The sequence below is a fragment of the Kribbella sp. NPDC023972 genome (genome assembly GCF_040639075.1).
In the GTDB taxonomy this organism is placed as follows: domain Bacteria; phylum Actinomycetota; class Actinomycetes; order Propionibacteriales; family Kribbellaceae; genus Kribbella.
The window spans coordinates 39,206-61,483 of record NZ_JBEZZH010000008.1 but is presented as its reverse complement, the minus strand read 5'-3'; the positions used below and the strand labels follow the sequence as shown (position 1 = coordinate 61,483).

Here is a 22,278-nt window from a genome sequence, read left to right as displayed (position 1 = left end):
GCTGCGGGATCCCGTCAGCGCATCACGAGATCCAGCAGATCTGTGCCGAGGTCACGCATGGCTTGCTCGTCCAGCCGGTAGGCGACGAAGCGGCCTTGGCGTTCGGCGGTGACCAGGCCGGCTCGGGTGAGGGCGCGCAGATGGCGGGTGACCTGGGTGGGGTGGAGGCCCCAGAGTCCTGCGATCTCGCCGGCGGTCCGTGGTTCGCTGGCGACGGCCCGGCAGACGAACAGGCGGTCCGGCGCGGCGAGAGCCTCGAGGCGGCTGCGGACCTGCTGGGCGGTGGGCACGGCCGGACCGCGGCCGGCGGCGGGATAGATGATGGTCAGCGGTTCGCCCGGCACCTCACCGAGGAACAGGTGCGGGGCGATGTAGTTGCTGGGGACAAGCAAGAGTGAGCGCTCGCCCAGGTCGATGCGCTTGTTCTGCACCTTCTGCACCAGCAGGCTGTCCTTGTCCCGGACGGTGATCGCACCGTCGAGCGAGCACAACATCGCCGCCACCCCGTCGCGGACCGCCAGGTCGCGATCCTGCCGGCCGCGGGCGGCCAAGGCATCCCGAGACTGCTCCCACACCTCCGCGAACCACTCCGACCAGCAGTTGTCGAGCAGGTCGAGGAACCGCCGTACCGGCTCGGCCGGATCGGTCAGGAGCGACTCGACGAGAGCTCCGACGGATCGGCCTCGACTCCGGGCCCAGCGCAGTACGGCGTCCGTGTCGGTGGTCCTGCTGTTCGACGGAAGACCGCGTAGTGGGCGGATCAGGTCCGCCGCCAGGTCCTCGGGTTTGCGCGACCGCAGTGCGGCGAGCTCGTCCTGCCAGGTCGGCGCACCGGTGGCCGAACTCGTCGCGAAGCAGCGGGACCGGATCGCCCGAACGGTCCACGTCCACTGCGCCAACTCCGCCCGCAGTACGTCGGAGAGTCGCACGCCGGCCGCCCACTCGGTCCGGCCGTGATGCCGCGGCTCGGCCAGCACGTGCAGGGCGCACCCGAGCTCGATCAGCGGTGAGGCGACGTGGCGGATCCGCTCCGGGTCGAGCCGGCTGACGCCAGCCAGGACGTTCGGCACCGGGTCGGTCAGTCCTTCAGCTTGAACTCGAGGTCGGTCTCCCAGTCGTTCAGGTCGGGGACTTCGCGCGGATCGGACTTGTAGATCTCCAGCCGGGCCGTCCACTTGGTGCCGTGAGCATCCCACTCCAGGCCTTGCGCGTCCGCCCAGGCGAGCAGGTCACGGGTGGCGTCGACGAGGCCGTCCGGGTGGCCGTGGTGGGTGACCGTCGCGTACCGCCCGGCCGGCAGGACCCCGGTGACGATCTCCCCCTCGCCGTGGTGCAGGTCGTCGACCGGGAACCCGATCTCGAGCACCAGCTCAGCCTCCATGTCCACCACGTCGTACTTGAAGAACGGCGCGTCGTTCGGCGCGATCTCGTGCGCGGCCAGCCAGGACACCACCTCGCCCATCCGGTCGGCGAACGCCCCGATCCCGTCCATCGCGACCTTCCCCCGCAGCGCGACGTACGGCCGCTCGTCCCGCTTCACGATCTCCGGCATCCCACTACCTTCCACTCGACGCTGCCCTCAACTTAACGCCTGCCGGATCGCAACGGTGTCGTGGCCTGGCGCGCGGGTCGGTCTTGGGCGTGTACTGGGGTGGGGGTGGTCGCAATGATTCGTGTCGGGTTCATCAAGGTCGCGTGCGTGGCTGTCGGCGTACTGTTGCTCGGGCTTCCGGTGCCGGCTTCGGCTGAGCCGACGACACCGCTGACGTATCCGGCCGGGGCCACGGCGACGCGGTTCACCGGGCTCGCGTTCGACACCTGTACGGCGCCGACGGTCGCGCAGATGACGGCCTGGAAAGCCTCGCCGTACAAAGCGATCGGGATCTACATCGGCGGCGTGAACCGCAGTTGCGCGCAGCCCCAGCTGACGCCCAGCTGGGTCAGCAGCGTGACGCGGATGGGCTTCCGGCTGATCCCGATCTACATGGGATACCAGGCGCCCTGCACGTTCCGGACCAACGCGGTGAAGATAACCGCGGCCTCCGCGACTTTCCAGGGCGGCCTCCTGGCCAGAGACGCGGTCAACGTCGCCCGGGCACTCAATCTGCTGGCCGGCAGCGCGATCTACGCCGACATGGAGCACTACAACGCGGCCGACGCGACCTGCAAGACGACCGTACTGCGGTATCTGTCAGCGTGGACGAAGGAGCTGCACCGACTCGGCTTCCTCTCCGGGGTGTACGCGCACCAGAACTCGGGAGCACCCCATCTCGCATCGGCGTACAACTCCACGTCGTACGCGCGACCGGACGCGCTCTGGATCGCGCGATGGGACGGCAACAGCTCGCTGACCGGCTGGCCGACCGTGCCCAACACCTTCTGGGCGGTCGGTCAACGGGGCAAGCAGTACCTGGGCGACCACAACGAGACGCACGGCGGCGTGACGCTGAACATCGACAGCGACCGTTTCGACGCGCCGGTGGCAAGCGTGTGGTACACGTACACCGTCAGGTCCACGATCTACTCCTACAGCGGCCCGTCGACCGCCTACCCGATCAGGTCGACGATCGCCGCGAACTCCGCCGTACGGATCGTGTGCCAGACCTTCGGCCCGAAGATCGGCACCACAACGGTCTGGAACAAGCTGATCGACGGAACCTATGTGACCGACTACTACGTCAGGACACCGAACAAGACCGGCTACTCCGCACCCATCCCCGGCTGCACCAACCCGTTCCAGACGACGATCAACAATCTGACCCGGCGCAGCGGCCCAGGTACGTCGTACAGCGCGTACCCGAGCCCGCTGCCGATCGGTTCACTGGCCTGGATCACCTGCCAGCGAGCCGGTTCGAGGGTCGGTACAACGTCGGTGTGGGACCGGCTGAGTGACGCCAGTTGGGTCACCGACTACTACGTCGCCACCACGAGCAAGACGACGTACACCGCACCACTCAGGCGCTGCTGACTCACTGAGCCCAGGGTGGCTGGATCGTCGTACCGTCGGCCATCGTGCCGGTGAAGCCTGCGGTGATGGCGACGTACAGCTCGGCCGGGGCGTCGCCCAGGTTGGTCAGCCGGATCGGCTCGCCCGCGGGTACGACGATCGCGTCGCCGGCCTCGAGCTTGTCGCCGTCCGGGGTGATCTGGACGGTCCCGCTGAGCACCATGAACACCTCGTCCCGGTCGAGCGTGTGCGGTTCGCCGCCGCCGACGCCAGGATCGACGGTGAGCTTCCAGGTGCACAGCCCGGCAGAGCCCCGGCTCGGCGCGGCCAGACCGGTGAACTGGACTCCGTGCAGCTGGAACTTCGGCGCCTCGGCCGCGCGAATGACCTGCATGGCGTTCCCCTCTTCTTCCGATTTAGTCAAGCTGACTTGACCAAGTCAGCTTGACTATCATGAGGGTCATGACGCGTTCAGGCAAGCCAGATTTCGGGATCCTGCTGGTGCTCGCCGACCAGGAGTTCGTCCGCGCGCTGCGGGCCGCGACGGCGGCGCAGGGTTTCGACGACCAGGGCCGGTCGGATGGGTACGTGCTGCGCACGCTGAGCGCCGGGCCGACGAGTATCAGCCGGCTCGCGGAGCGGCTCGGGATCACCAAGCAGGGCGCGAGCCAGATCGTCGACGACATGGAACGCCGCGGGTACGTCGAGCGCCGCCCCGACCCGTCCGACGCCCGCGCCCGGCTGCTGCAGCTGACCACCCGCGGCGAGGCCGCGTTGGCGGCAGCCCGGAAGTTCCACCAGGCCTACGAACGAAAGCTCCGCCGCCAGTTCGGCGACGGAGCGATCGACAGCCTGCGCGACGTCCTGACCGCGATGGCCGGTGAGGCCCAGATCAGCACGCCGCACTTCCGGGCGTTGATGTATTAGCTGAAGTACTTGGAGAAGTAATTGTGGGTCGGCCAGGTTTTCACGCCGTTGGCAGCGGTCCACAGGGCTGCGTCGATATCGGCGTACGACTTGCCGCTGGCGTCGTCCCGCCGGTTGAACAACGCGGCCCAGCTCATCCCGGAGTACGTCCGGACCAGGATGGAATAGGTCCCCGGCAGGCTGCCGGTGTGCCAGGTGTTGCGGCCCGTGCCACCCGTGGTCGGGCGGATCTGCCAGCCGAGGCCGTAGTACGAGCCGTTGGTGATGCCGATCTCGGGCTTTGCCCAGATCGCGTTCAGCGAGGTGGTGTTCAGCACGCTGGACCCCGCGTCGAACATCTTCGCCCACTTGACCAGGTCCGGCGCGCTCGCGATCCAGCCGCCGTTGGCGTCCTGAATGCGCATGCTGAACGACCCGTACGGCGCCTTCACGACAGTGCCAGAGTTGTCCAGCACGGTGCGCCCGGTGTACTGCGAGTCGTACGGCATCTCACCGGTGTGCTTCGCGATGCTCCAGCCGAGCGCCATCCGCTTGATCTGCAGCGGGGTGAGCAGCTTCTGTTGCACGTACGTCGCGTAGCTCAGACCGCTGACCTTCTCGATCACCCGGCCGGCCAGCAAGTACCCGAAGTTGGAGTAGGCGTATCTACTGCCCGGGGCGAAGTCGAGCTTCTGCCCGGCCATGTACTTGATCTCGTCGGCGTGCCGGAGCTCCATCGGTACGCCGAGCGCCTTCGAGATGATCGCGTCCTTGAAGTTCGGATCACCGGACACGTCGCGGTCGAAGCCGCCGAGGTGCTGCAGCAGCCGCCTGATCGTGACGGCGGACCAGCGCGTGTCCTTGGTCTGGCCGGCCGGCGGCGTGATGGAGATGATGTTGCCGACCGGTGTGGACAGGCTCAGCTTGCCGTCCTGGACCAGCTTCATGATCGCGGCGGCAGTGATCGTCTTCGACACGCTGGCAACGCGGAACAGCGAGGTCGGCTGGACGGTCAGCGCGGTCGACGTGCTGTAGCCGCGGGCAAGCACCAACCGGCCCTTGTAGGTGACGGCGAGCTGGCCGGCGGTGATGCCGCGGGCCTGCATGAAGGCCTTCATCTGATTGTCGAAGCCGGCCAGGGCCGAGACCGTGGTGCCGGTGGTCTTCCAGGTCGCGGCGGCATCGGCGGAACGGCTCAGGGCCGTCCCTGCTCCGGTGCCGACGGCGGCGACCGCCCCGGTTGCGAGCGCAAGCTTACCGAGGTTGCGGCGCGTCAGCTCCACAGACGTGTTCTCCTTCAGGTGTTCAGGGCAGGGGGAGGTACTGCGGGACGGAGTCTCTCACCGCAGAGGTTTAGGTCGCGCCTGACCTAGTCGATCATCGACGCGTAGGAGATCACTCCGCGGCGGATCTCGTCGACGACGGAGCGCGCTGTGCTGCGCAGCGGCGTGTCACCCGCGGCGTCGGCGACCTGCTCGGTGAGGTCGATGAGCTGCTTGACCCAGCGGACGAAGTCGCCGGCGGCGAGGTCGGACTCGTACAGCACCTCGGCCAGCGAGGCGCCCGACGCCCAGCGGAACGCGGGCCAGCAGAAGCCGAGGTCCATCGAGCGCAGGAAGTCGACCCGCATGTCGCGTTCCAGCGCGGACAGATCCCGCCAGATCGACCCCATCCGCTCCAGTGCGTGCCGTACGTCGCCGCGCGGCAGCCGTGGTGACGTCGGCTCGTCCTTCGACCGCGCCTCGTAGACCAATGCGGCCAGGCAGGCGGCCAACTCCGGAACGGTCAGGTCGTCGAACACACCCTGCCGCAGGCACTCCGCGGCGACCAGGTCGAGCTCGGTGTAGATCCGCGCCAGCCGGTCGCCGGCCTCGGTCGTCTTGTCGCCGTCCAGGTAGTGCAGCGCGTCCAGCACCTGGCAGACCCGGTCGAACTGGCGGGCGATGGTGTTCGTCCGCTGCTCGATCTTCCGCTGCACCTCACGGTTCTCCCGGTCGAGCCGGAAGTACCGCTCGGCCCAGCGGGCATGGTCCTCGCGGTCGGAGCAGCCGTGGCACGGGTGCGCGCGCAACTGCGCCCGCATCTCCTGCAACTCCGGGTCGTCCGCGTGGCTGAGCGTGTCCCGGCCACGAGTGCGCGACGGGGGCCCGTCCTCACCCAGCATGTCGGTGCGAGTGCGCAGTACCTGCGCCAGCTCGCGCCGCTGCTGCGGGTTGCGCGGGTTGAACTTCTTCGGCACCCGGAGCGTCCCGATCGCCTCGACCGGGGTCGGGAAGTCGACCATCGACAACTTGCGCACCTGACGGTCCAGCGTCAGCACGGTCGGCCGCGGACCCTCGCGCTCCGAGCGCATCCCGGGGTCGAGCACCAGCGCCCAGCCCGCGCTGCGGCCGGCCGGGATCCGGATGATGTCGCCGATCCGCAGCTTCTCGATCGACTCCTGTGCCTCGACCCGGCGGTCCAGCTTGCGCCGCTTGGAGCCGGACGCCTCCCGCTCACCGATCCGCCGGCGCAGGTCGGCGTACTCGAGGAAGTCGCCGAGGTGGCAGTCGATCGACTCCTTGTAGCCCTCGAGCGCCTCGGTGTTGCGCTGCACCTGCCGGGCCAGCCCGACCACCGCCTGGTCGGACTGGAACTGCGCGAACGACAGCTCCAGCATGTCGCGGGCCCGGCTCCGGCCGACCTGGCGGACCAGGTTCACAGCCATGTTGTACGACGGGGAGAACGACGAGCGGAGCGGATACGTACGGGTCGACGCCAGCCCGGCCACCGCCCGCGGATCGAACCCGGGCTGCCACAGCACCACCGCGTGGCCCTCGACGTCGATACCGCGCCGGCCGGCCCGGCCGGTGAGCTGGGTGTACTCCCCCGGCGTGATGTCGACGTGCGCCTCGCCGTTCCACTTGCTCAGCTTCTCGAGGACGACGGTCCGGGCCGGCATGTTGATGCCCAGGGCAAGCGTCTCGGTGGCGAACACGACCTTGATCAGGCCGCGCGCGAACAGCTCCTCGACGACCTCCTTGAACGCCGACAGCAGGCCCGCGTGGTGAGCCGCGATGCCGCGGCTGAGCGCCTCGGCGAAGTCGTGGTACCCGAGGACGCCGAGATCCTCGTCCGGCAGGTCGGCGGTCCGCTCGGCCAGCACCCGCTTGATCTCGTCCCGCTCGTGCGGCTTGGTCAGCCGCAGGCCGGACCGCAGGCACTGCACCATCGCGTCCTCGCAGCCCTTGCGGGAGAAGATGAAGTAGATCGCCGGCAGCAACGCCCCGGCGTCCAGCTCCTCGACCACGTCCGAGCGGTACGGCGTGAAGTGGGATCGCGACGGCCTGGTCTTCGGCAGGTCGCGGCGCCGGCGTGGTTTGCGCGAGTCGTCGCGGAAGATCCGGTTGTCGTCGCGCGCGATCCGGACCAGCTGTGGGTTGACCAGATCCTTCAGATCGGGCTGCGCCTCGGGCTGTGCTGCCTTGGCCGGGTTGCCGGACCTGCTCTTCGCAGGTGCGCCGACCCGGGCGGTCGGCGCTTCTCCGGCGAACAGGTCGTGCAGCCGCTTCCCCACCATCACGTGCTGGAACAGCGGCACCGGCCGCTTCTCCTCCAGGACGACGACAGTGTTGCCACGGACCGTCGCCAGCCAGTCGCCGAACTCCTCGGCGTTGCTCACGGTCGCCGACAACGACACCACCGAGACCGAGTCCGGCAGGTGGATCAGCACCTCTTCCCATACCGCGCCCCGGGCCCGGTCGGCCAGGTAGTGCACTTCGTCCATCACGACGTACGACAGGCCGAGCAGGGTGTTCGAACCGGCGTACAGCATGTTCCGCAGCACCTCGGTCGTCATCACGACGATCGGGGCCTCGGAGTTGACCGAGTTGTCACCGGTGAGCAGGCCGACCTTGTCGGTGCCGTACCGGCTGACGAGGTCGGCGTACTTCTGGTTGCTCAGCGCCTTGATCGGGGTCGTGTAGAAGCACTTCTGCCCGCGCTGCAGCGCGAGATGGACAGCGAACTCGCCGACCAGCGTCTTCCCGGACCCGGTCGGCGCCGCCACCAGCACCTGATGCCCGTCCTCGAGCGCCGCACAGGCACGCAACTGGAACTCGTCCAGCTCGAAGTCGTAGAGCCCCCGGAACTCCTTGACCGCAGGATGCTCCTGGTCCGAGCGAAACGAGGCGTACTTCTCGGACGGGGTGCTCATCCACGTCCTCGCTTCGCTCCGGGCGCGGATGAGACACGACATGCGCTGTGCTTGATGGTGACCTCGCTCCGCTCGCTCACAGCCCCAAGGCTATGCGACGGCACCCCCAAGAAATCTGGCGGCGTGGTCCAGAGCCTCATCCGCCTCGTCCATGATGCCGACGTTCAGTGGGTAGACATGCGGGGCGCCGGCTACGACGTCCAGGCTCACGTCGACCTCGTGTTCCGCCGCGCGGACTGCCAACTGGAGGGCGTCGTCGAGGAGGACTTCGGCCGAGCCCACCTGGATCAGGAGGGGTGGGAGGCCGGTCAGGTCTGCCAGGAGGGGGCTCGCCAGCTCGTCCTTCGGGTCGTGGCCGGCGAGGTACAGGTCGGCGTACTCCTGGATGTGCCCGCGGCTGAACAGGGGGTCGTAGTCGCCGCGGGTGTCGAGGCTCGCGCCGGACAGGGTCAGGTCGGTCCAGGGCGAGAAGAGGACGGCCGCGGCGGGCAGCGGTAGGCCGTCGCGTCGCGCGGCCAGCATGGTGGCAAGCGCCAGCCCACCGCCAGCCGAGTCGCCGGCGATCACGATCTTGTCGTGGCTCCCGAGCAGGTCCTTGTACGCCGCCAGCGCGTCATCGACCGCGGCAGGGAAGGGATTCTCCGGTGCCAGCCGGTAGTCCAGCGACACCGCAGGCAGACCGGTCCGGCGTGCGAGCGGCGCCGCCAGGTTGGCCCCCGTCCGCGCCGAGCCGATCACGTAACCGCCGCCGTGCAGGTAGAAGATCACCGCGTCGCCGTCCGCGCCGTCGACGTGGACGTCCAGGGCCGGGACGCCGCCCAGTGTGCGCGGTGTGAGCGTGACGTCGTCGCCCAGGGGGAGATCGAAGATCACGTTGAACTCGTCGCGCTGCACCTGCGGCGTCCGGCCCAGCTCGCCCTTGGCGATCATGGCCCGGGCCGCCGCGCGTTGTTCCTTGCTCATGGTTGTCCTCCGATGGCTGATAGATTCCAAGGAATGTACTTCCTGATAACTACATTCCACGGAATCTAATTCCTGGGAAGCTGGAGCCCTGCTGTGACTGATCTCACATCGTTGTTCAGCGATCTGGTGCGGCTGGAGACGCGGCTCTACAACGTGCTCGACGCCCGGCTGAAGGCGGAGCACGACCTGCCACTGGGCCAGTTCGAGTTCCTGCGGTTCATCGCGTCCCGCGGGACCGCCCGGGTCTACGACCTGGCCCACGAGATGGCCATCACCGTCGGCGCGACCAGCAAGGCCGTGGACCGCCTCGAGGCCTCCGGCCGCTGCCGTCGTACGGCGAATCCAAACGACCGTCGCTCTTCGCTGGTGACGCTCACCCCGGCAGGCGAGCGAATCCTCGCCAAGGCCAGTCCGACGGTCGAGGCCGAGCTCCAGACCTGGATCGGCTCGGTGCTCCCTCCTGAGGTCCTGGACAAGCTAGGGGTCAGCCTCTCGATGCTCCGCCAGCGCGCCGAGGCGGACAGTCGGACGGATCGCGCGGAGACCCGGACGTGACGGCGGACGCCCAGGCCATCACATCTGCGGCCTGCGTCACCGGCTGACGCTGAGCCGGGACGTCACCCAGCGATTGTGATGGCCTGGCGGTCCGCGTCAGGCGAAAACGGTGAGGGCGCCGGGCGCGATGGTGATGTCGACCGGGAGGGCGCCCAGCGGCTCGCCGTCGGCGTACGCGGTGATGCCGGGCGAGTCGATCCGGACCGACGTGCCGCGCAGAGTCCGCAGCATCGGGTGGCCGACGTGGGTGCCCTTGGACAGCTTCGGGAACATCTGCAGCAGGGTGAACCGCGACACCGGCTGGATGATCGTGACGTCGAGCAGGCCGTCGTCGATCTCGGCGCCGGCGCAGATCTGCAGCCCCCCGCCGTAGGTCGGACCGGTGCCGACCGCGACCAGCATCGCCTGGGTCTCGATCACCTCGTCGTCGACGGTCACGACGTACTCGAGTGGTTGGAAGGTGCGCAGCTCGGCCAGGGTGGCGACCGTGTAGCGGGAGTTGCCCTTGGGCCAGCTCATCGCGTTGGCGCGCTTGTTCACCAAGGAGTCGAAGCCACCGGCCACCACGGTGGTGATGTACTCGTCCTTGGCCACCGCGAGGTCGACCGTCCGGGTGTGGCCGGCCACGATCAGGTCGGCCGCCTTGGCCGGGTCCTTCAGCGGTACGCCGACGCCGCGAGCGAAGTCGTTGCCGGTGCCGGCCGGGATCACGCCGAACGGCATCCCGGACTTGGCCAGCACCTGGGCGCCGAGGTGGACGGTGCCGTCGCCGCCGATCAGCGCGACCGCGTCGGCGCCGGAGGCGATCACGTCCGCGGCGATCCGGCCGACGTCCTCCGCACAGGTGGTCGTGTACTCGTCGACGGTGAGACCGGCAGCCTCCAGCCGGCCGCGGACGATCGGCGCCACCCGGGCACCGAGGCCCTTGCCGGAGGTCGGATTCACCACCAGCGCGATCCGCCTGGTCATGGGGCGTCCCGGCCTGGACTGAGGAGCGCAGGGAGCGAAGCGACTGGAGCGACGAGGGAAGGCCGGGACCCAAAGCCCCATGACCCGCCGCGCGGCAGCGCGGCAATGTGCACAGTCATCAGTCGGCCAGCAGTTCCTCGGCCTTGCGCGCCCGCCGCCGGTCGTTGAGCCGCGAGATGATCTCGGCGATGAAGAACAGCACGCACATCGGGATCGCCAGCAGGCACATCGTGAAAGGGTCACCGGACGGCGTCGCGACCGCGGCGAACACGAAGATCACCAAGATGATGTACGGCCGGAATTTGCCCAGCGCGGCGCCCGGGACGATCCCCAGGATGTTCAGCAGGACGACGACCAGCGGGATCAGGAACGCGACCCCGAAGACCAGCATCGTGCGCAGCACGAAGTCGAGGTAGTCGGGCAGCTCGACCAGGTTCTGGATGTCCAGCGGGGTGAAGCCGAGCAGGATCTCGATGCCCTTCGGCAGCGTCCAGTAGGCCACCCAGATTCCGCTGGCGAACAGCGGAGTGGCGAGCGCGGAGAAGAGATAGGCCCACCTGCGCTCGTTGCGGTGCAGACCGGGCGCGATGAACGCCCACAGCTGGTACAGCCAGACCGGTGCGGCCAGGATCAGCCCGAACAGCGCCGAGATCTTGATCCGGAAGGTCAGCGCGTTCCCGACGCCCGGGAAGGTCAGCTGCGGGGTCTTCGCGTTACCGGCGTCCTTGGCCATCTCGGCGACGCTGGTCATGAACGGCTTGGTCAGGAAGTCGAAGGCCTGGTTGTAGAAGATCCAGCCGACGATGGTCCCGATCACGATCGCGAGCACGCTGATCACCAAGCGGTTGCGCAGCTCGATGATGTGCTCGCGCAGGGTCATCCGACCCTCGTCGTCCTCCGGACGGCGCTCCTTGGGGGTCTTACGCCATCCGATCTTCACCAATGACACCGGCGGGGTGCTTGTCTCAGTTGGCGGTGTGGGTCGGCGGCAGACCGTCGCCCGGACCCTGGCCGTTCACCTGGTTCGGCTGCTGGGCGGCCTGCGGCTGCGCCTGGGGGGCCGCCTGCTGGGTCGGGGCCTGGGCGGGCTGGGTGGTGCCCTCGGTCAGCTCCGGGTCCTTCTTCTTCGAACCGACCTCTTCCTCCCAGATCTTCTTCGACTTGCCGAGCTGCTTCACCAGAGCCGGCAGCTTGGCCGATCCGAACAGCAGCACGACGATGGCGAGAATGATGAGCCACTCCGCGCCCTGGGGCATCTGGATGAGTGGTGCCATGTCGATCTCCCTTTCACAAACTTCTTGGTCGTGGCCCGAGCGTGAGAACGTTGGCCGAATACTACGCCGGAGCTCGCCCATCCTCGCGGGTCTGTCCAGACCCGGACGTGGACAGGGCGACGTCCAGCTTGGACTGGGCGGCGACCAACTCACGCGTCAGCGCCTTGCCCTGGCCCCACAGCTTCTTCGCGAGCAGGGCGAGGACCAGCAGCCACACCGCCACCACGCCGAGGAAGAGCAGGAACCAGTACATACCCAGGAGCCTAGCCGGTTCCCGGTGATCGCCCACTGCCTGCGGAGCGTCTCGGTGGACAACGGTGTCGGAACGTGATGGTAAAACCGGGTGTCGCCCGCGCGACCCCGCCCGGTCGGCCGGTCAGCGGGCAGACTCTCCCGCGAGCGTGGGAAAAGAACTACGGCGAGGGGGCAGGATGTTGCGGATCGGGGTCGATGAGCGGCGGACACGGATCGGCCGGCGGCACCGGCTCGGGCCGGACGTCCAGGCGGCGGACCCAGTCGAGGCGGCCGCGTCCGTGGTGGCCCTGCACGCCACCGACCCGGCCACGGTCCACCTGTCCGTCGCGGCTCGGGTGCCTGGCAGTGAGGTGGCCAGCACGGAGCGTGCGCTGTACGACGACCGCACGCTGATCCGGATGCTCGGCATGCGGCGGACTGTGTTCGTCGTGCCGACTCAGTTCGCGCCCGTCGTCCAGGCGGCGTGCACGGACGACATCGCGGTCAAACAGCGGAAGTTGCTGGTCAAGCACCTGGCCGAGGCGGGCATCGCACCGGACGCGGACGCCGCCGGGAAGTGGCTGCGGGCGGTCGAGGAGTCGACGGCCACGGCGCTGGCGCTGCGCGGGTCGGCGACCGCTCAGGAGCTGTCCGCCGACGAGCCGCGACTGCGTTCGCGGCTCAGCATGGCGGAGGGGAAGGCGTACGCCGCTCAGCCGTATGTGACGAGTCGTGTCCTGTTTCAACTGTCGGCCGAGGGCCGGATCGTGCGCGGCCGCCCGCTGGGGACGTGGCTCAGCAGCCAGCACCAGTGGTCGCCCGCGGAGGACTGGGTGCCGGGCGGACTGGGCGACAAGCTCACGGCCGACGAGGCACGTGTGAAGCTGGCTCGGGCATGGCTGTCGTCCTTCGGCCCGGGTACGGCGGCGGACCTGCAGTGGTGGGCCGGGTGGACGGCTGGCCAGACCAAGAAGGCTCTGACCGCGGTCGAGGCGGTCGCGGTGGACCTGGACGGTCAAGTGGGGTACGTGCTGCCGGGTGACGAGACGCCGGAGGTTCCGATGGAGCCGTGGGTGGCTTTCCTGCCGGCGCTGGATCCGACTCCGATGGGCTGGAAGGAGCGCGACTGGTACCTCGGCGAGCACAAGTCGAGGCTCTTCGACAACACCGGCAACGTCGGCCCGACCATCTGGGCCGACGGCCGCATCATCGGCGGCTGGGGTCAGCCGGAATCCGGTGAGGTCCGCTTCGAGCTGCTCGAGGAGGTCGGACGCGAGACCACGGAGCTGGTCGAAGCCGAAGCCGCCCGCTGGACGGCCTGGCTCGCCGGCGTCCGCGTCACTCCCCGCTTCCGCTCCCCTCTCGAGAAGCACCTCAGCCAAGGCTGAACGCCGCCTGGCGCACTTCCAGCGGATTTCCAACTGCTGGGGGGTCAGTCGTCGTACGCCGACAGTGCCTCGCGGGCGGTGGCTGCGATCTGGGTGCTGAGGTCGGGTGGGTCGAGGACCGTGGCGGCGCCGCCCAGTCGGAGGACCAGGCGTTGGAGCCAGCCGGTGTCGGCGACGCGGAGCTTGACGATGAGCGAGTTCTCCGGGCCTTCCTCGACGGACTCGTTGGGGTAGTACTCCGCGACCCAGCGGGCCGGCGGAGCGAGCCGGATGGTGGCGAGCAGGTCGCGCTCGGACGGCTGGAACATGCCGTTGGACAGGTCGCGCGGGGTTGCCTCCGGCGGCGGCTCGCTGGGCAGGTCGAGCAGCTTCACGTCCGCGATGCGGTCCAGGCGGAACAGCCGGACGTCCTCGGCCAGCCGGCACCACGCCTCCAGATACGTGCGCCCCTCCGAGACGACCAGGCGCATCGGGTCCACGTCGCGCTCGGTGGTCTCGTCACGCGACGGCACGTCGTACGTGAGATGCAGGCGTCGTTTCGCCGCCAGGGCCCGGTTGACGGTCTCGGCGATCTCCGGCGCGGCCGGCTCGACGTGGACGTGGGCCGCCGCGCCCTCGCTCGCGGCAGCGGCCTCCCCCGCGGCGCGCTCGAGCTTCGCGATCGCCCGGTCGACCGCGTCCCGGTCAGGCCCGGCCGTGACCTCACGCAGGGTCCGGAGCGCGGTCAGCAGTGCGAGCGCCTCGTCCGCGGCCAGCCGCAGCGGGCGGGCCAGGTAGTCGGCGTTGTTGATGTGGATGATGCCTTCGCCCTCGGCCGCCTCGATGTCGATCTCGATCAGATCGCCCATCTGCGCACCCGGCAGCCCGCAGAACCACAGCACCTTCAGGTCCGCGATGATCTGCTTCGGCCGTACGCCGAACTCCTTGGCGACGTCGTCGACCCGGGCGCCGTCGTTCTCCCGCAGGTACGGCACCAGAGCCAGCAGCCGCTGCACCTGGTCACGCGCATTGCTCATATGGATACCCCGGCAACAGACCGCAGCCGCGACAAGACGCCGTCCAGTACGTCGCCTGGGCCTTCGACCACCGCATCCGGGCCGTACGACGCGATCTCCTCGGCCAGGACGCCGGAGTCGGCGTACGGGACGTGCAGGAGGTCCCAGCCCTCCTCGTACGGCTCGATCGCGTTCGCGCGGCGGCGCAGGCTGACACACGACCCGGTGCGGGCCCGGACCTTCGCCTCCGACGTCGGCCTCGGCGGTGCCAGCTCGGAGACGAGCGAGCGCAGGTCGGTGCCCTCCGGGACGGTGAACGCGCCGGGCTCGCCGATCGTCTTCACGTCCCCGCCGATCCGGGACAGCCGGAACATCCGAGTGGCCTGGCGGTCGCGATCCCGGCCGACGACATACCAGCGGCCGTGCCAGGAGACGATGCCCCACGGCTCGAGAGTCCGCGTGGTCGGCTCGGAGGCACCACTGCGGAGGTGCTGGAACCGGACGGCTGTCCGGCTCACCACGGCCGACCAGAGCGGGTCGAAGGCCGGCTCCGACGCGCCGACGTGCGGCTCGATCGCGCTCAGCGCGGACTGGTCGGTCTGAATCCCGGCCGCCTTCAGCTTGAGCACGGCCGACGTGGTGGCCTCGGCCAGGCTGGCATGCTGCCAGACCCGGGCGGCGACGCCCAGCACGGCGGCCTCGTCCGGCTCGAGGTGGACCTCGGGCAGTTCGAACACGTCCCGGCGGATCCGGTAACCGACGTCGTCGGAGAAGAACTTGTCGATCGTGCCCATCTCGATCGGGATGCCGAGATCGCGCAACTCGTCCTTGTCCCGCTCGAACATCTTCTCGAACGCGTCGTCGGTCTGGCCCGCGTACCCCTCGACCACCTCGCGGATGCGTTCCTTGGTCACATAGGTGCGCGCGACCAGCAGGCAGATGACCACGTTGAGCAGTCGCTCACTCTTCCGCGCCGACACCTGACCACCTTACGGCCTCAGGGCGTCAAATCCCGCCCTCCCGCACCGATATCTTCGAACACCGGTTCGACACACTACAGTCAGGCTGTGATTCGCTGGCGGGACGGTGTGGTTCGTGAGGTCGGCCGGAGCTGGGCCGGCGCTGTTGAACTGACAGTGACAGTCGGGGAGCAGACCGTGCGTGCGCTCGCCTACCCAGACCTGGTCGGTACGCCGGTAGCCGGCGACCGGGTGTTGCTGAACGTCGGTGCGCTCGACAAGGGCCTGGGGACGGGCGGGTACGCACTGGTGGTCGCCGTACCGGATCGGCTGCCTGCTGACCCGCCTGAGCATGGGCACTTGGTCAAGGCGCGCTACACGCCGCTGCAGACAATGGTGCTGGGCGCCGACGAGCAGGACTCCCCGGACCACGACGAACTGCGTGATGCGGACGACCTGTTCGGTACGCCGGTCGTCGTGGCGGACCTGCACTCGGCGCTGCCCGCCGTACTGGCCGGTGTGTATGAGGCTCGGCCGACCACTCGGGTCGTGTACGTGATGACGGACGGTGGGGCGCTGCCGCTGGCGTTCTCGCGGACTGTGGCGGCGCTGCGGGACAGTGGCTGGCTGAGCGGGACTGTGACGGTTGGGCAGGCGTACGGCGGGGATCGCGAGGCGGTGACGGTTCACACCGGGTTGCTCACTGCTGTGCATGTGCTGGCGGCAGAGGTCGTCGTACTGACGCAGGGGCCGGGCAACCTCGGCACTGGGACGCGGTGGGGGTTCTCCGGGGTGCAGTCGGGTGAGGCGGTCAATGCGGTCGGCACGCTGGGTGGGCGGGCGGTGGCGTCGCTGCGGATCTCAGAAGCCGACCCGCGACCACGGCATCGGGGCATCTCTCACCACAGCCTTACCGCTTACGGCCGGGTGGCGTTGCAGCCAGCGGACGTCGTCGTACCGGATCTGCCGGGTGAGTTCGGTGATGCGGTGCGAGATGCCGCTGAGCCGCTGAAGGCGCGGCATCGGGTCGTGCGGGTCGGTGTTGACGGGCTGTACGACGCTCTGCGCGCGGCGCCGGTGAAGTTGTCGACGATGGGACGTGACCTGGACGCGGACCGCGCCTACTTCGAGGCCGCGGCCGCCGCGGGTCGTCACGCCGCGGGTCTGGTGGACGTACCTTGGCAGTGACCATCACGGCTGCCAGCTTTCCGACGCCTGACGTCGTCAAGACCACGAACAACCCTGCGATCTGGGACCAGCAGGCCAGGTTCGCAACGCTGCAGGCAGCCGGAGCCAACGAGGCGCTGCAGCAGCTGAGCTCGAGGCTGGACCGTGTGTCGTCGGAGCTGGAACGGCAGATGGTGTTCATCCAGACCTACCGTGACCTGGCTGAGTGGCGGTTCCGGCTCGCTGGCCGGGCCGAGGGCCGCAGACCCGGGGCGCTGCCCGAGCAGTACCGCGCGCCGATCGGGATCGGCCGGGTGCGGGACGCCTTCGGCCGGGGCGACGACCAGGGTTCAGCACAGCCCCGCGGGTCCGCGGTGGGACAGGGTGACGGGCCTGAACCCGGCTCGCCGGCAAGCAGGCTCGGCCTGCGACTCGGCGAGCTGGCTGAGGCTCGATTCGAGGCTGAGGCGCCCGACCGCGATGTCTTGCAGAACCAGGTCCGGCTGCCGAGTGGCGAGACGATCGACGGCAACCGGCTCCTGCGCGGCACGGCCCTCGCGGAGGAGCTCGGCCGCGACCAGCCCGTCGACGGCCTGTACTGCGCGGTGACCGGCGAACTGCAGGACCGTCGAGCGCTGCAACGCGAGGCCTTCGCGACGTTCGCCGAGCTCGAGACCGCGCGGGCCAGCGGTCGCACCGATCTGCTCGACGATGTGGACGCGCGGCGGGCCTTCGTCGACGCCGAATACTTCCTGTACCAAGGCCCCGAGTACCAGCGCGGCAGTGACGCCACGATCCGGTCCCTGGTGGCGGTCGCGCACACTCGTATCTTCGGTGCGGCGCCGCAGCTTCCGCAGGACATCGACCTGATGGCATACGTCGCTGGGCAGGAAGCGTTCCACAGCCACGTGAACCGTACTCAGGCGGTGCTGTCGCCGACGACCGGCTCGTCCCCGCGGCCGGGTCTGAGTCAGCAGCCGTCAGCGCGGAGGCACCACCGCTCGGCGGGGCAGGAGCGCGGGTGACCGGTGGGTGTACCTCCACCTCGAGTGTGGTCGCAGTACTCCTGATGTGGAGACCTCTGGCGGCGACGCTGGAGCTATGGCAACCATTACTGCTGTTGAAGCCCCGCTGACGGCCCGTTGGGCGACCTTGATGTGGTTGCTCGCCGTTGGTGCAGGGTCGCGGAGTCGGTCCTCGGTGCGATCCAGGCTGTCCGCGAGGACATCTCCCTGCCGGCTCTCGCGGCGCAGCTCGCCGTACGCACACTCGTGTACGGCGGCCTGTTCGTCACCATCGACCGCTACTTCCGCCGGGGCGTCCCGTGGTCGCGCTACCTCCTGGCGGGCCTGCTGGGCACTGTCGGGCTGGCGTCCCTCGTCTACGAGCCGGTCACCTGGCTGGCGCAGCACGACCTGAGCAGCCTCGACTGGTCCGCGCCGTTCCTCATCTCAGCCGTCCTCCGCACCATCCACCTCAGCACGCTGCTCGCCGCCCTGACCCTGACCTTCCACCCAGAAACCAACCGCTGGTTCCACCCCTGAACAGCCCGAGAGCCGGCCTCCCACCCAGGAGACCGGCCCTCAGAACATGCTCGCTACTGGCCCTGCTGCTTGGGGCGGGAAGCAACCCCCGCCGCCCGGCCGGAGGCCGGTTACTGGCCTTGCTGCTTGGGGGCGGGGAAGGCGTTGAGGATGTCGATGACGGCGAAGGCGTTGATGGCCTTGCCCTTGGCGTCCTTGGACGGGGGGAGCTCGACGAGGACCCGGCTGCCGACGGGGATGCCGGCCAGGCCGTCGAGGGCGCCGGCTTGGCCGTTGGGGCCGGGACCCACCTGGAGCTGGTCGGTCGGGGCGCCGGGCTGCGCGGGCTGGCCGTTGGCGGCGGGCTGGCCGTCCCAGGTGCTGGCCTGCTTCTTCCCGGTGTAGTCGTAGACGACATACCGCCCGATCAGCTGGCTGGACTTCTCGATCGGCTTGCCCTTGCCGAGCGCGAACACGACCGGCTTACCCGGCTTCGCCGGCGCCTTGGTGCCGGCCGGGACCGTCACCTTCGGCTCCGCGTTCAGCGCGCCGGTGACCTTGATGGCGCTCGCCGCGGAGGTCGCCAGGGTGGCGTCCAGCGGGGTGTCGTTGGCGGCCGCGCCGACCAGGTCGACGACGAAGATCAGCGTGTCGTCACCCTTGATCCCGGCCTGCTCGTTCCCGGCCTGCTTGTAGCCCTTGTCGGACGGGATGGACAGCAGCACCCGGCTGCCGATCTTCTTCCCGACCAGGCCCTCGTCCCAGCCGTCGATGACGCCGCCGACCCCGATCGGGAACGACGACGGCGCACCCCGGTCGTAGGAGTTGTCGAAGACCTTGCCGTCGCGCCAGATCTGGCCGAGGTAGTTCGCGGTGAGCAGCTCACCCTTCTTCACCACCGGACCGTCGCCCTCCTTGAGGACCTCGGTCACCAGCGACTTCTCGGGCTCCCCCTCGCGGTGGGTGATGGTCGGCTTCTGCCCGAAGTCCGACGTCACCTTGATCCCGCCGGCCCCGAACTCCGGCTTCTCGGAGCCACAGGCGACCAGCCCGGTCCCGAGCGCCGCCACGGCAACCAGACTCAACAACTTGCGCACGAACGAGCACCTCGATACATCCCGGCGCGGTCCGCGCCGATCGACTCGGAGGGCAGAGGCCCTCTCCGGGCAACAACGCCGACCACCCTAGCCTGCGCGCGCAACCACACCACTCGCCGCCTGCGTCACCATTAGGTCACACCACGTAGCGTGACAAACTCCGTCGTACGCCGACGGGCAGCAGGCGGCGTGCTCACATACTGGCGATGAGCTTTTCCACTCGTTCGTCGTGGGATTTGAACGGGTCTTTGCAGAGCACAGTGCGCTGGGCCTGGTCGTTCAGCTTGAGGTGGACCCAGTCGACGGTGAAGTCGCGACGGCGCTCCTGCGCCCGCTTGATGAACTCACCGCGCAGCCGGGCCCGCGTCGTCTGCGGCGGCACCGACTTCGCCTCGAAGATGCGCAGATCGTCGACCACCCGGGTGACCGCGCCCCTGCGCTCGAGCAGGTAGTAGAGCCCGCGCGGCCGGTGGATGTCGTGGTACGCCAGGTCGAGCTGGGCGACCCGCGGGCTGGCCAGGCCGAGGTTGTTCTGCTGCCGGTAGCGCTCGATCAGGCGGTACTTGATCACCCAGTCGATCTCGCGCTCGATCCCGCTCAGGTCGCCGGACTCGATCGCCTTCAGGGTCCGCTCCCACAGCGACAGCGCCCGCTCGACGGCCGGCGTACCGAGCTCGCGGCGGTCGACGAAGTCCCGCGCCTTGGAGAGGTACTCACCCTGGATGTCGAGGGCGCTGGCCTCGCGGCCGTTGGCCAGCCGGACCTCGCGGCGGCCGGTCATGTCGTGGCTGATCTCACGGATGGCCCGGATCGGGTTGTCCAGGGTCAGGTCGCGCATCACGATGCCGGCCTCGATCATCCGCAGCACCAGGTCGGTGCTGGCCACCTTGAGCAGCATGGTGGTCTCGGACATGTTCGAGTCGCCGACGATCACATGCAGCCGGCGGAACCGCTCGGCGTCCGCGTGCGGCTCGTCGCGGGTGTTGATGATCGGCCGGGACCGGGTGGTCGCGCTGGAGACGCCTTCCCAGATGTGCTCGGCCCGCTGCGACACCGAGTAGACCGCGCCGCGTGGCGTCTGCAGCACCTTCCCGGCGCCGCAGATCAGCTGCCGGGTGACCAGGAACGGGATCAGTACGTCGGCCAGCTTGGCGAAGTCGCCGTGCCGGCTGACCAGGTAGTTCTCGTGGCAGCCGTAGCTGTTGCCGGCCGAGTCGGTGTTGTTCTTGAACAGGTAGACGTCGCCGAAGATGCCCTCGTCGTGCAGCCGCTTCTGCGCATCCACCAGCAGACCCTCGAGGATCCGCTCACCGGCCTTGTCGTGCGCGATCAGGTCGGTGACCGAGTCGCACTCACCGGTCGCGTACTCCGGGTGAGAGCCCACGTCGAGATAGAGCCGTGCCCCGTTGCGGAGGAAGACGTTGCTGCTCCGCCCCCAGGACACAACGCGCCGAAACAGGTACCGCGCCACCTCGTCGGGGGTCAGTCGGCGCTGACCGCGAAAGGTACACGTGACGCCGTACTCGTTCTCCAGACCGAAGATTCGCCGGTTCACACACCCACACTACGTGGCAGCTCCGACAACCGGGCCATGTCTCAGGCGCGCCGTTTCCCAGCGTTATCCCTTTGATGTCAACGGTCCCCCGATCGAGCCCTGGGTCGAGGCTGGTCGGACCAGTGGTGGATCTTCGGGTGGAGCTCGGTTCGACAGTAGTGACGACACCGGTTGCAACTGCCAGCGTCGGGTCATGAGAAGAAGAACGTTCACCGCCGCCCTCGCATCGTCGGTCCTTGCCGGACCGCTTCCCGCGTACGCCGCGCACGGCGACCTGAGGCTGAGGCTGCCCGCACCCACCGGCCGATGGAGAGTCGGTACGACGACGCGTCACCTGATCGATCGGGACCGGTCCGATCCGTGGAACAACGCGTCGACCCGCGACATCATGACCACGCTGTTCTACCCGGCGACCGTCGTCCGCGGGTATCCCCTCGCTGCCCAGCTCACGCCCGCCGCGGCCGAAGTGTTCAAGGGCCTCGACGCCGGGATCTTGCATTCGGAACTACCGGCCGACGGCGTCGACTGGGCGGCCACGATGACCCATTCGCACGTCGACGCACCCGCACCTCCCGCCCGCCGTCCCGTCCTGCTCTACAGCCCGGGTGGAGCGGACCCGCGGACGATCGGTACGTCGGTCGCCGAGGACCTGGCCAGCCACGGTTATGTGGTGATCACCATCGACCATCCGGGCGAGACAAGTGAGGTCGAGTTCCCCGGCGGCCGGCTGCGGACGATCGAGGTGCCGCCGGAGGTGCGGACCGATCCGGTGCTGTCCCGGAAGATGATGACGACCCGGTTCGCGGACGTGCGGTTCGTGCTCGACCAACTGAGGTCGTTGGACGGACCTCCCCTCGATCTACGGCGGATCGGGATCTACGGGCACTCGGCGGGCGGCGCCACCGCGGCCGTGTCACTCGACGACCGCCGGATCCGGGCGGCGGCCAATCTCGAGGGATACCTGGACACGCTGGACGGCGAGCTCTACCCGATCGCCCAGCACGGGACCGACAAGCCGCTGCTCCTGGCCGGGACGGACGGTTTCCGCGACGCCCGCTTCGACCGCACGTGGGCGGCCGTGATGTCCCACGGTGGGCCGGTCCGGCGCGTCGAACTCCACGACGCCAACCACTGGGTCTTCACCGACTACGCGGCCCTCACACCGCAACTGCAGTCAGCCGGCCTGGTCACCCCGGAGGCACGGGCCCGCCTGATCGGCAGCACGCCGTACGGGATCCACGCCGTACGCAAACTGGTCCGCACGTTCTTCGCCCAAGCCCTGGGCTCTGCGGCAGGTGCGCTTTCCGGAAGATAACCGTCAGCCGGTGACAGTTGTCTTCCGGAAAGGTGGTCAGAGGTCAACGAGGTCGAGGACATCGACGCGACCGTTCGCGACCTCCGGGCCACGATCTTCGCGCTGCACCGCCAACCAGGCCGGTACTCGCCTCGAACAGCAGACTGACCGGCCAGGGGGCGGCGCACTTGGTGCACCGCCTCCGGCCGATGAGGCTGATAGTTGCTCCGCGCAACTTTGGTTCTTCGTGCAAGGCT

The 22,278-nt window shown here is 68.9% G+C and carries 22 protein-coding genes; 8 read left to right on the top strand and 14 right to left on the bottom strand.

Going from position 1 to position 22,278, the window contains the following annotated elements:
- Nucleotides 1-14 precede the first annotated feature (14 nt).
- On the bottom strand, nucleotides 15-1,070 hold the full coding sequence (locus AB0F43_RS28545) for a DUF5937 family protein (protein ID WP_360483377.1): 1,056 nt from the start codon (nucleotides 1,068-1,070) through the stop codon (nucleotides 15-17).
- Between the two features lie 8 nt (nucleotides 1,071-1,078).
- Nucleotides 1,079-1,552, bottom strand: coding sequence for a GyrI-like domain-containing protein (locus AB0F43_RS28540; protein ID WP_360483374.1), 474 nt, complete (start codon nucleotides 1,550-1,552; stop codon nucleotides 1,079-1,081).
- Nucleotides 1,553-1,666: 114 nt separating this feature from the next.
- Between AB0F43_RS28540 and AB0F43_RS28535 the strand changes: the two genes are divergently transcribed.
- Nucleotides 1,667-2,968, top strand: a complete 1,302-nt coding sequence (locus AB0F43_RS28535) for a glycoside hydrolase domain-containing protein (RefSeq protein ID WP_360483371.1) — start codon at nucleotides 1,667-1,669, stop codon at nucleotides 2,966-2,968.
- A gap of 1 nt (nucleotide 2,969) precedes the next feature.
- Here the strand turns inward: AB0F43_RS28535 and AB0F43_RS28530 are convergent, their stop codons facing one another.
- Entirely contained in the window at nucleotides 2,970-3,341 is a 372-nt protein-coding gene (locus tag AB0F43_RS28530; RefSeq protein WP_360483368.1) for a cupin domain-containing protein, read from the bottom strand.
- Nucleotides 3,342-3,409: 68 nt separating this feature from the next.
- Between AB0F43_RS28530 and AB0F43_RS28525 the strand changes: the two genes are divergently transcribed.
- Complete coding sequence (locus tag AB0F43_RS28525) at nucleotides 3,410-3,874, top strand: MarR family transcriptional regulator (protein WP_360483365.1); 465 nt, start codon at nucleotides 3,410-3,412, stop codon at nucleotides 3,872-3,874.
- Here AB0F43_RS28525 and AB0F43_RS28520 read toward each other — a convergent pair.
- From AB0F43_RS28520 to AB0F43_RS28510, 3 genes are all read right to left on the bottom strand, one after another.
- Entirely contained in the window at nucleotides 3,871-5,136 is a 1,266-nt protein-coding gene (locus AB0F43_RS28520) for a serine hydrolase domain-containing protein (protein ID WP_360483363.1), read from the bottom strand. The two genes, AB0F43_RS28525 and AB0F43_RS28520, sit on opposite strands and share 4 nt — an antisense overlap.
- A gap of 86 nt (nucleotides 5,137-5,222) precedes the next feature.
- A complete protein-coding gene (locus AB0F43_RS28515) occupies nucleotides 5,223-8,048 on the bottom strand; it encodes a DEAD/DEAH box helicase (RefSeq protein ID WP_360483360.1) in 2,826 nt (941 codons plus the stop codon).
- 90 nt (nucleotides 8,049-8,138) lie between these two features.
- Entirely contained in the window at nucleotides 8,139-9,011 is an 873-nt protein-coding gene (locus tag AB0F43_RS28510) for an alpha/beta hydrolase (protein ID WP_360483357.1), read from the bottom strand.
- Nucleotides 9,012-9,104: 93 nt separating this feature from the next.
- On the opposite strand from AB0F43_RS28510, the gene AB0F43_RS28505 reads away from it, so the two are divergent.
- Nucleotides 9,105-9,566 (top strand): MarR family transcriptional regulator, encoded by a 462-nt coding sequence (locus AB0F43_RS28505; protein WP_360483354.1) that lies wholly within the window; start codon nucleotides 9,105-9,107, stop codon nucleotides 9,564-9,566.
- 96 nt (nucleotides 9,567-9,662) lie between these two features.
- Here the strand turns inward: AB0F43_RS28505 and AB0F43_RS28500 are convergent, their stop codons facing one another.
- The 4 genes from AB0F43_RS28500 to AB0F43_RS28485 all read right to left on the bottom strand — a co-directional run bounded on the left by AB0F43_RS28500 (nucleotide 9,663) and on the right by AB0F43_RS28485 (nucleotide 12,062).
- Complete coding sequence (locus tag AB0F43_RS28500) at nucleotides 9,663-10,535, bottom strand: YegS/Rv2252/BmrU family lipid kinase (RefSeq protein WP_360483351.1); 873 nt, start codon at nucleotides 10,533-10,535, stop codon at nucleotides 9,663-9,665.
- Between the two features lie 118 nt (nucleotides 10,536-10,653).
- Nucleotides 10,654-11,475, bottom strand: coding sequence for a twin-arginine translocase subunit TatC (gene tatC / locus AB0F43_RS28495; protein ID WP_360483348.1), 822 nt, complete (start codon nucleotides 11,473-11,475; stop codon nucleotides 10,654-10,656).
- Nucleotides 11,476-11,500: 25 nt separating this feature from the next.
- Nucleotides 11,501-11,809: a twin-arginine translocase TatA/TatE family subunit gene (locus tag AB0F43_RS28490; protein ID WP_360483345.1), complete on the bottom strand. Its 309-nt coding sequence runs from the start codon at nucleotides 11,807-11,809 to the stop codon at nucleotides 11,501-11,503.
- A gap of 61 nt (nucleotides 11,810-11,870) precedes the next feature.
- Nucleotides 11,871-12,062 (bottom strand): hypothetical protein, encoded by a 192-nt coding sequence (locus AB0F43_RS28485; RefSeq protein WP_360483342.1) that lies wholly within the window; start codon nucleotides 12,060-12,062, stop codon nucleotides 11,871-11,873.
- A 178-nt stretch (nucleotides 12,063-12,240) separates the two neighbouring features.
- On the opposite strand from AB0F43_RS28485, the gene AB0F43_RS28480 reads away from it, so the two are divergent.
- Nucleotides 12,241-13,431 carry a winged helix DNA-binding domain-containing protein gene (locus tag AB0F43_RS28480; protein WP_360483340.1) on the top strand — a complete coding sequence of 397 codons (1,191 nt, stop codon included), beginning with the start codon at nucleotides 12,241-12,243 and terminating at the stop codon, nucleotides 13,429-13,431.
- Nucleotides 13,432-13,475: 44 nt separating this feature from the next.
- Here the strand turns inward: AB0F43_RS28480 and AB0F43_RS28475 are convergent, their stop codons facing one another.
- Together AB0F43_RS28475 and AB0F43_RS28470 are read right to left on the bottom strand one after the other, a co-directional pair.
- The gene (locus AB0F43_RS28475) at nucleotides 13,476-14,447 is read right to left on the bottom strand and encodes a WYL domain-containing protein (protein WP_360483337.1); all 972 of its coding nucleotides are present in this window, start codon (nucleotides 14,445-14,447) and stop codon (nucleotides 13,476-13,478) included.
- Entirely contained in the window at nucleotides 14,444-15,406 is a 963-nt protein-coding gene (locus AB0F43_RS28470; RefSeq protein WP_360483334.1) for a WYL domain-containing protein, read from the bottom strand. Before AB0F43_RS28470 ends, AB0F43_RS28475 begins: the two co-directional genes overlap by 4 nt.
- A gap of 87 nt (nucleotides 15,407-15,493) precedes the next feature.
- On the opposite strand from AB0F43_RS28470, the gene AB0F43_RS28465 reads away from it, so the two are divergent.
- From AB0F43_RS28465 to AB0F43_RS28455, 3 genes are all read left to right on the top strand, one after another.
- Nucleotides 15,494-16,573, top strand: coding sequence for a DUF3866 family protein (locus tag AB0F43_RS28465; protein WP_360483331.1), 1,080 nt, complete (start codon nucleotides 15,494-15,496; stop codon nucleotides 16,571-16,573).
- Entirely contained in the window at nucleotides 16,570-17,577 is a 1,008-nt protein-coding gene (locus AB0F43_RS28460; protein WP_360483328.1) for a hypothetical protein, read from the top strand. Before AB0F43_RS28465 ends, AB0F43_RS28460 begins: the two co-directional genes overlap by 4 nt.
- Nucleotides 17,578-17,709: 132 nt before the next feature.
- Entirely contained in the window at nucleotides 17,710-18,096 is a 387-nt protein-coding gene (locus AB0F43_RS28455; protein ID WP_360483326.1) for a hypothetical protein, read from the top strand.
- A 110-nt stretch (nucleotides 18,097-18,206) separates the two neighbouring features.
- Here the strand turns inward: AB0F43_RS28455 and AB0F43_RS28450 are convergent, their stop codons facing one another.
- Together AB0F43_RS28450 and pafA are read right to left on the bottom strand one after the other, a co-directional pair.
- Entirely contained in the window at nucleotides 18,207-19,172 is a 966-nt protein-coding gene (locus AB0F43_RS28450) for an FKBP-type peptidyl-prolyl cis-trans isomerase (protein ID WP_360483323.1), read from the bottom strand.
- 193 nt (nucleotides 19,173-19,365) lie between these two features.
- Entirely contained in the window at nucleotides 19,366-20,727 is a 1,362-nt protein-coding gene (gene pafA, locus AB0F43_RS28445) for a Pup--protein ligase (RefSeq protein WP_360483320.1), read from the bottom strand.
- A gap of 193 nt (nucleotides 20,728-20,920) precedes the next feature.
- Between pafA and AB0F43_RS28440 the strand changes: the two genes are divergently transcribed.
- Complete coding sequence (locus AB0F43_RS28440) at nucleotides 20,921-22,042, top strand: alpha/beta hydrolase (RefSeq protein ID WP_360483317.1); 1,122 nt, start codon at nucleotides 20,921-20,923, stop codon at nucleotides 22,040-22,042.
- The last annotated feature ends 236 nt before the right edge of the window (nucleotides 22,043-22,278 follow it).

Bases quoted from the DNA above. Each gene is read 5' to 3' on its own strand.
- AB0F43_RS28440 (WP_360483317.1), top strand. From the start codon at position 20,921: ATGAGAAGAAGAACGTTCACCGCCGCCCTCGCATCGTCGGTCCTTGCC.
- AB0F43_RS28515 (WP_360483360.1), bottom strand. From the start codon at position 8,048: ATGAGCACCCCGTCCGAGAAGTACGCCTCGTTTCGCTCGGACCAGGAG.
- AB0F43_RS28540 (WP_360483374.1), bottom strand. From the start codon at position 1,552: ATGCCGGAGATCGTGAAGCGGGACGAGCGGCCGTACGTCGCGCTGCGG.
- AB0F43_RS28500 (WP_360483351.1), bottom strand. From the start codon at position 10,535: ATGACCAGGCGGATCGCGCTGGTGGTGAATCCGACCTCCGGCAAGGGC.
- AB0F43_RS28475 (WP_360483337.1), bottom strand. From the start codon at position 14,447: ATGAGCAATGCGCGTGACCAGGTGCAGCGGCTGCTGGCTCTGGTGCCG.
- AB0F43_RS28510 (WP_360483357.1), bottom strand. From the start codon at position 9,011: ATGAGCAAGGAACAACGCGCGGCGGCCCGGGCCATGATCGCCAAGGGC.
- AB0F43_RS28525 (WP_360483365.1), top strand. From the start codon at position 3,410: ATGACGCGTTCAGGCAAGCCAGATTTCGGGATCCTGCTGGTGCTCGCC.
- AB0F43_RS28480 (WP_360483340.1), top strand. From the start codon at position 12,241: ATGTTGCGGATCGGGGTCGATGAGCGGCGGACACGGATCGGCCGGCGG.
- AB0F43_RS28490 (WP_360483345.1), bottom strand. From the start codon at position 11,809: ATGGCACCACTCATCCAGATGCCCCAGGGCGCGGAGTGGCTCATCATT.
- AB0F43_RS28485 (WP_360483342.1), bottom strand. From the start codon at position 12,062: ATGTACTGGTTCCTGCTCTTCCTCGGCGTGGTGGCGGTGTGGCTGCTG.
- AB0F43_RS28530 (WP_360483368.1), bottom strand. From the start codon at position 3,341: ATGCAGGTCATTCGCGCGGCCGAGGCGCCGAAGTTCCAGCTGCACGGA.
- AB0F43_RS28535 (WP_360483371.1), top strand. From the start codon at position 1,667: ATGATTCGTGTCGGGTTCATCAAGGTCGCGTGCGTGGCTGTCGGCGTA.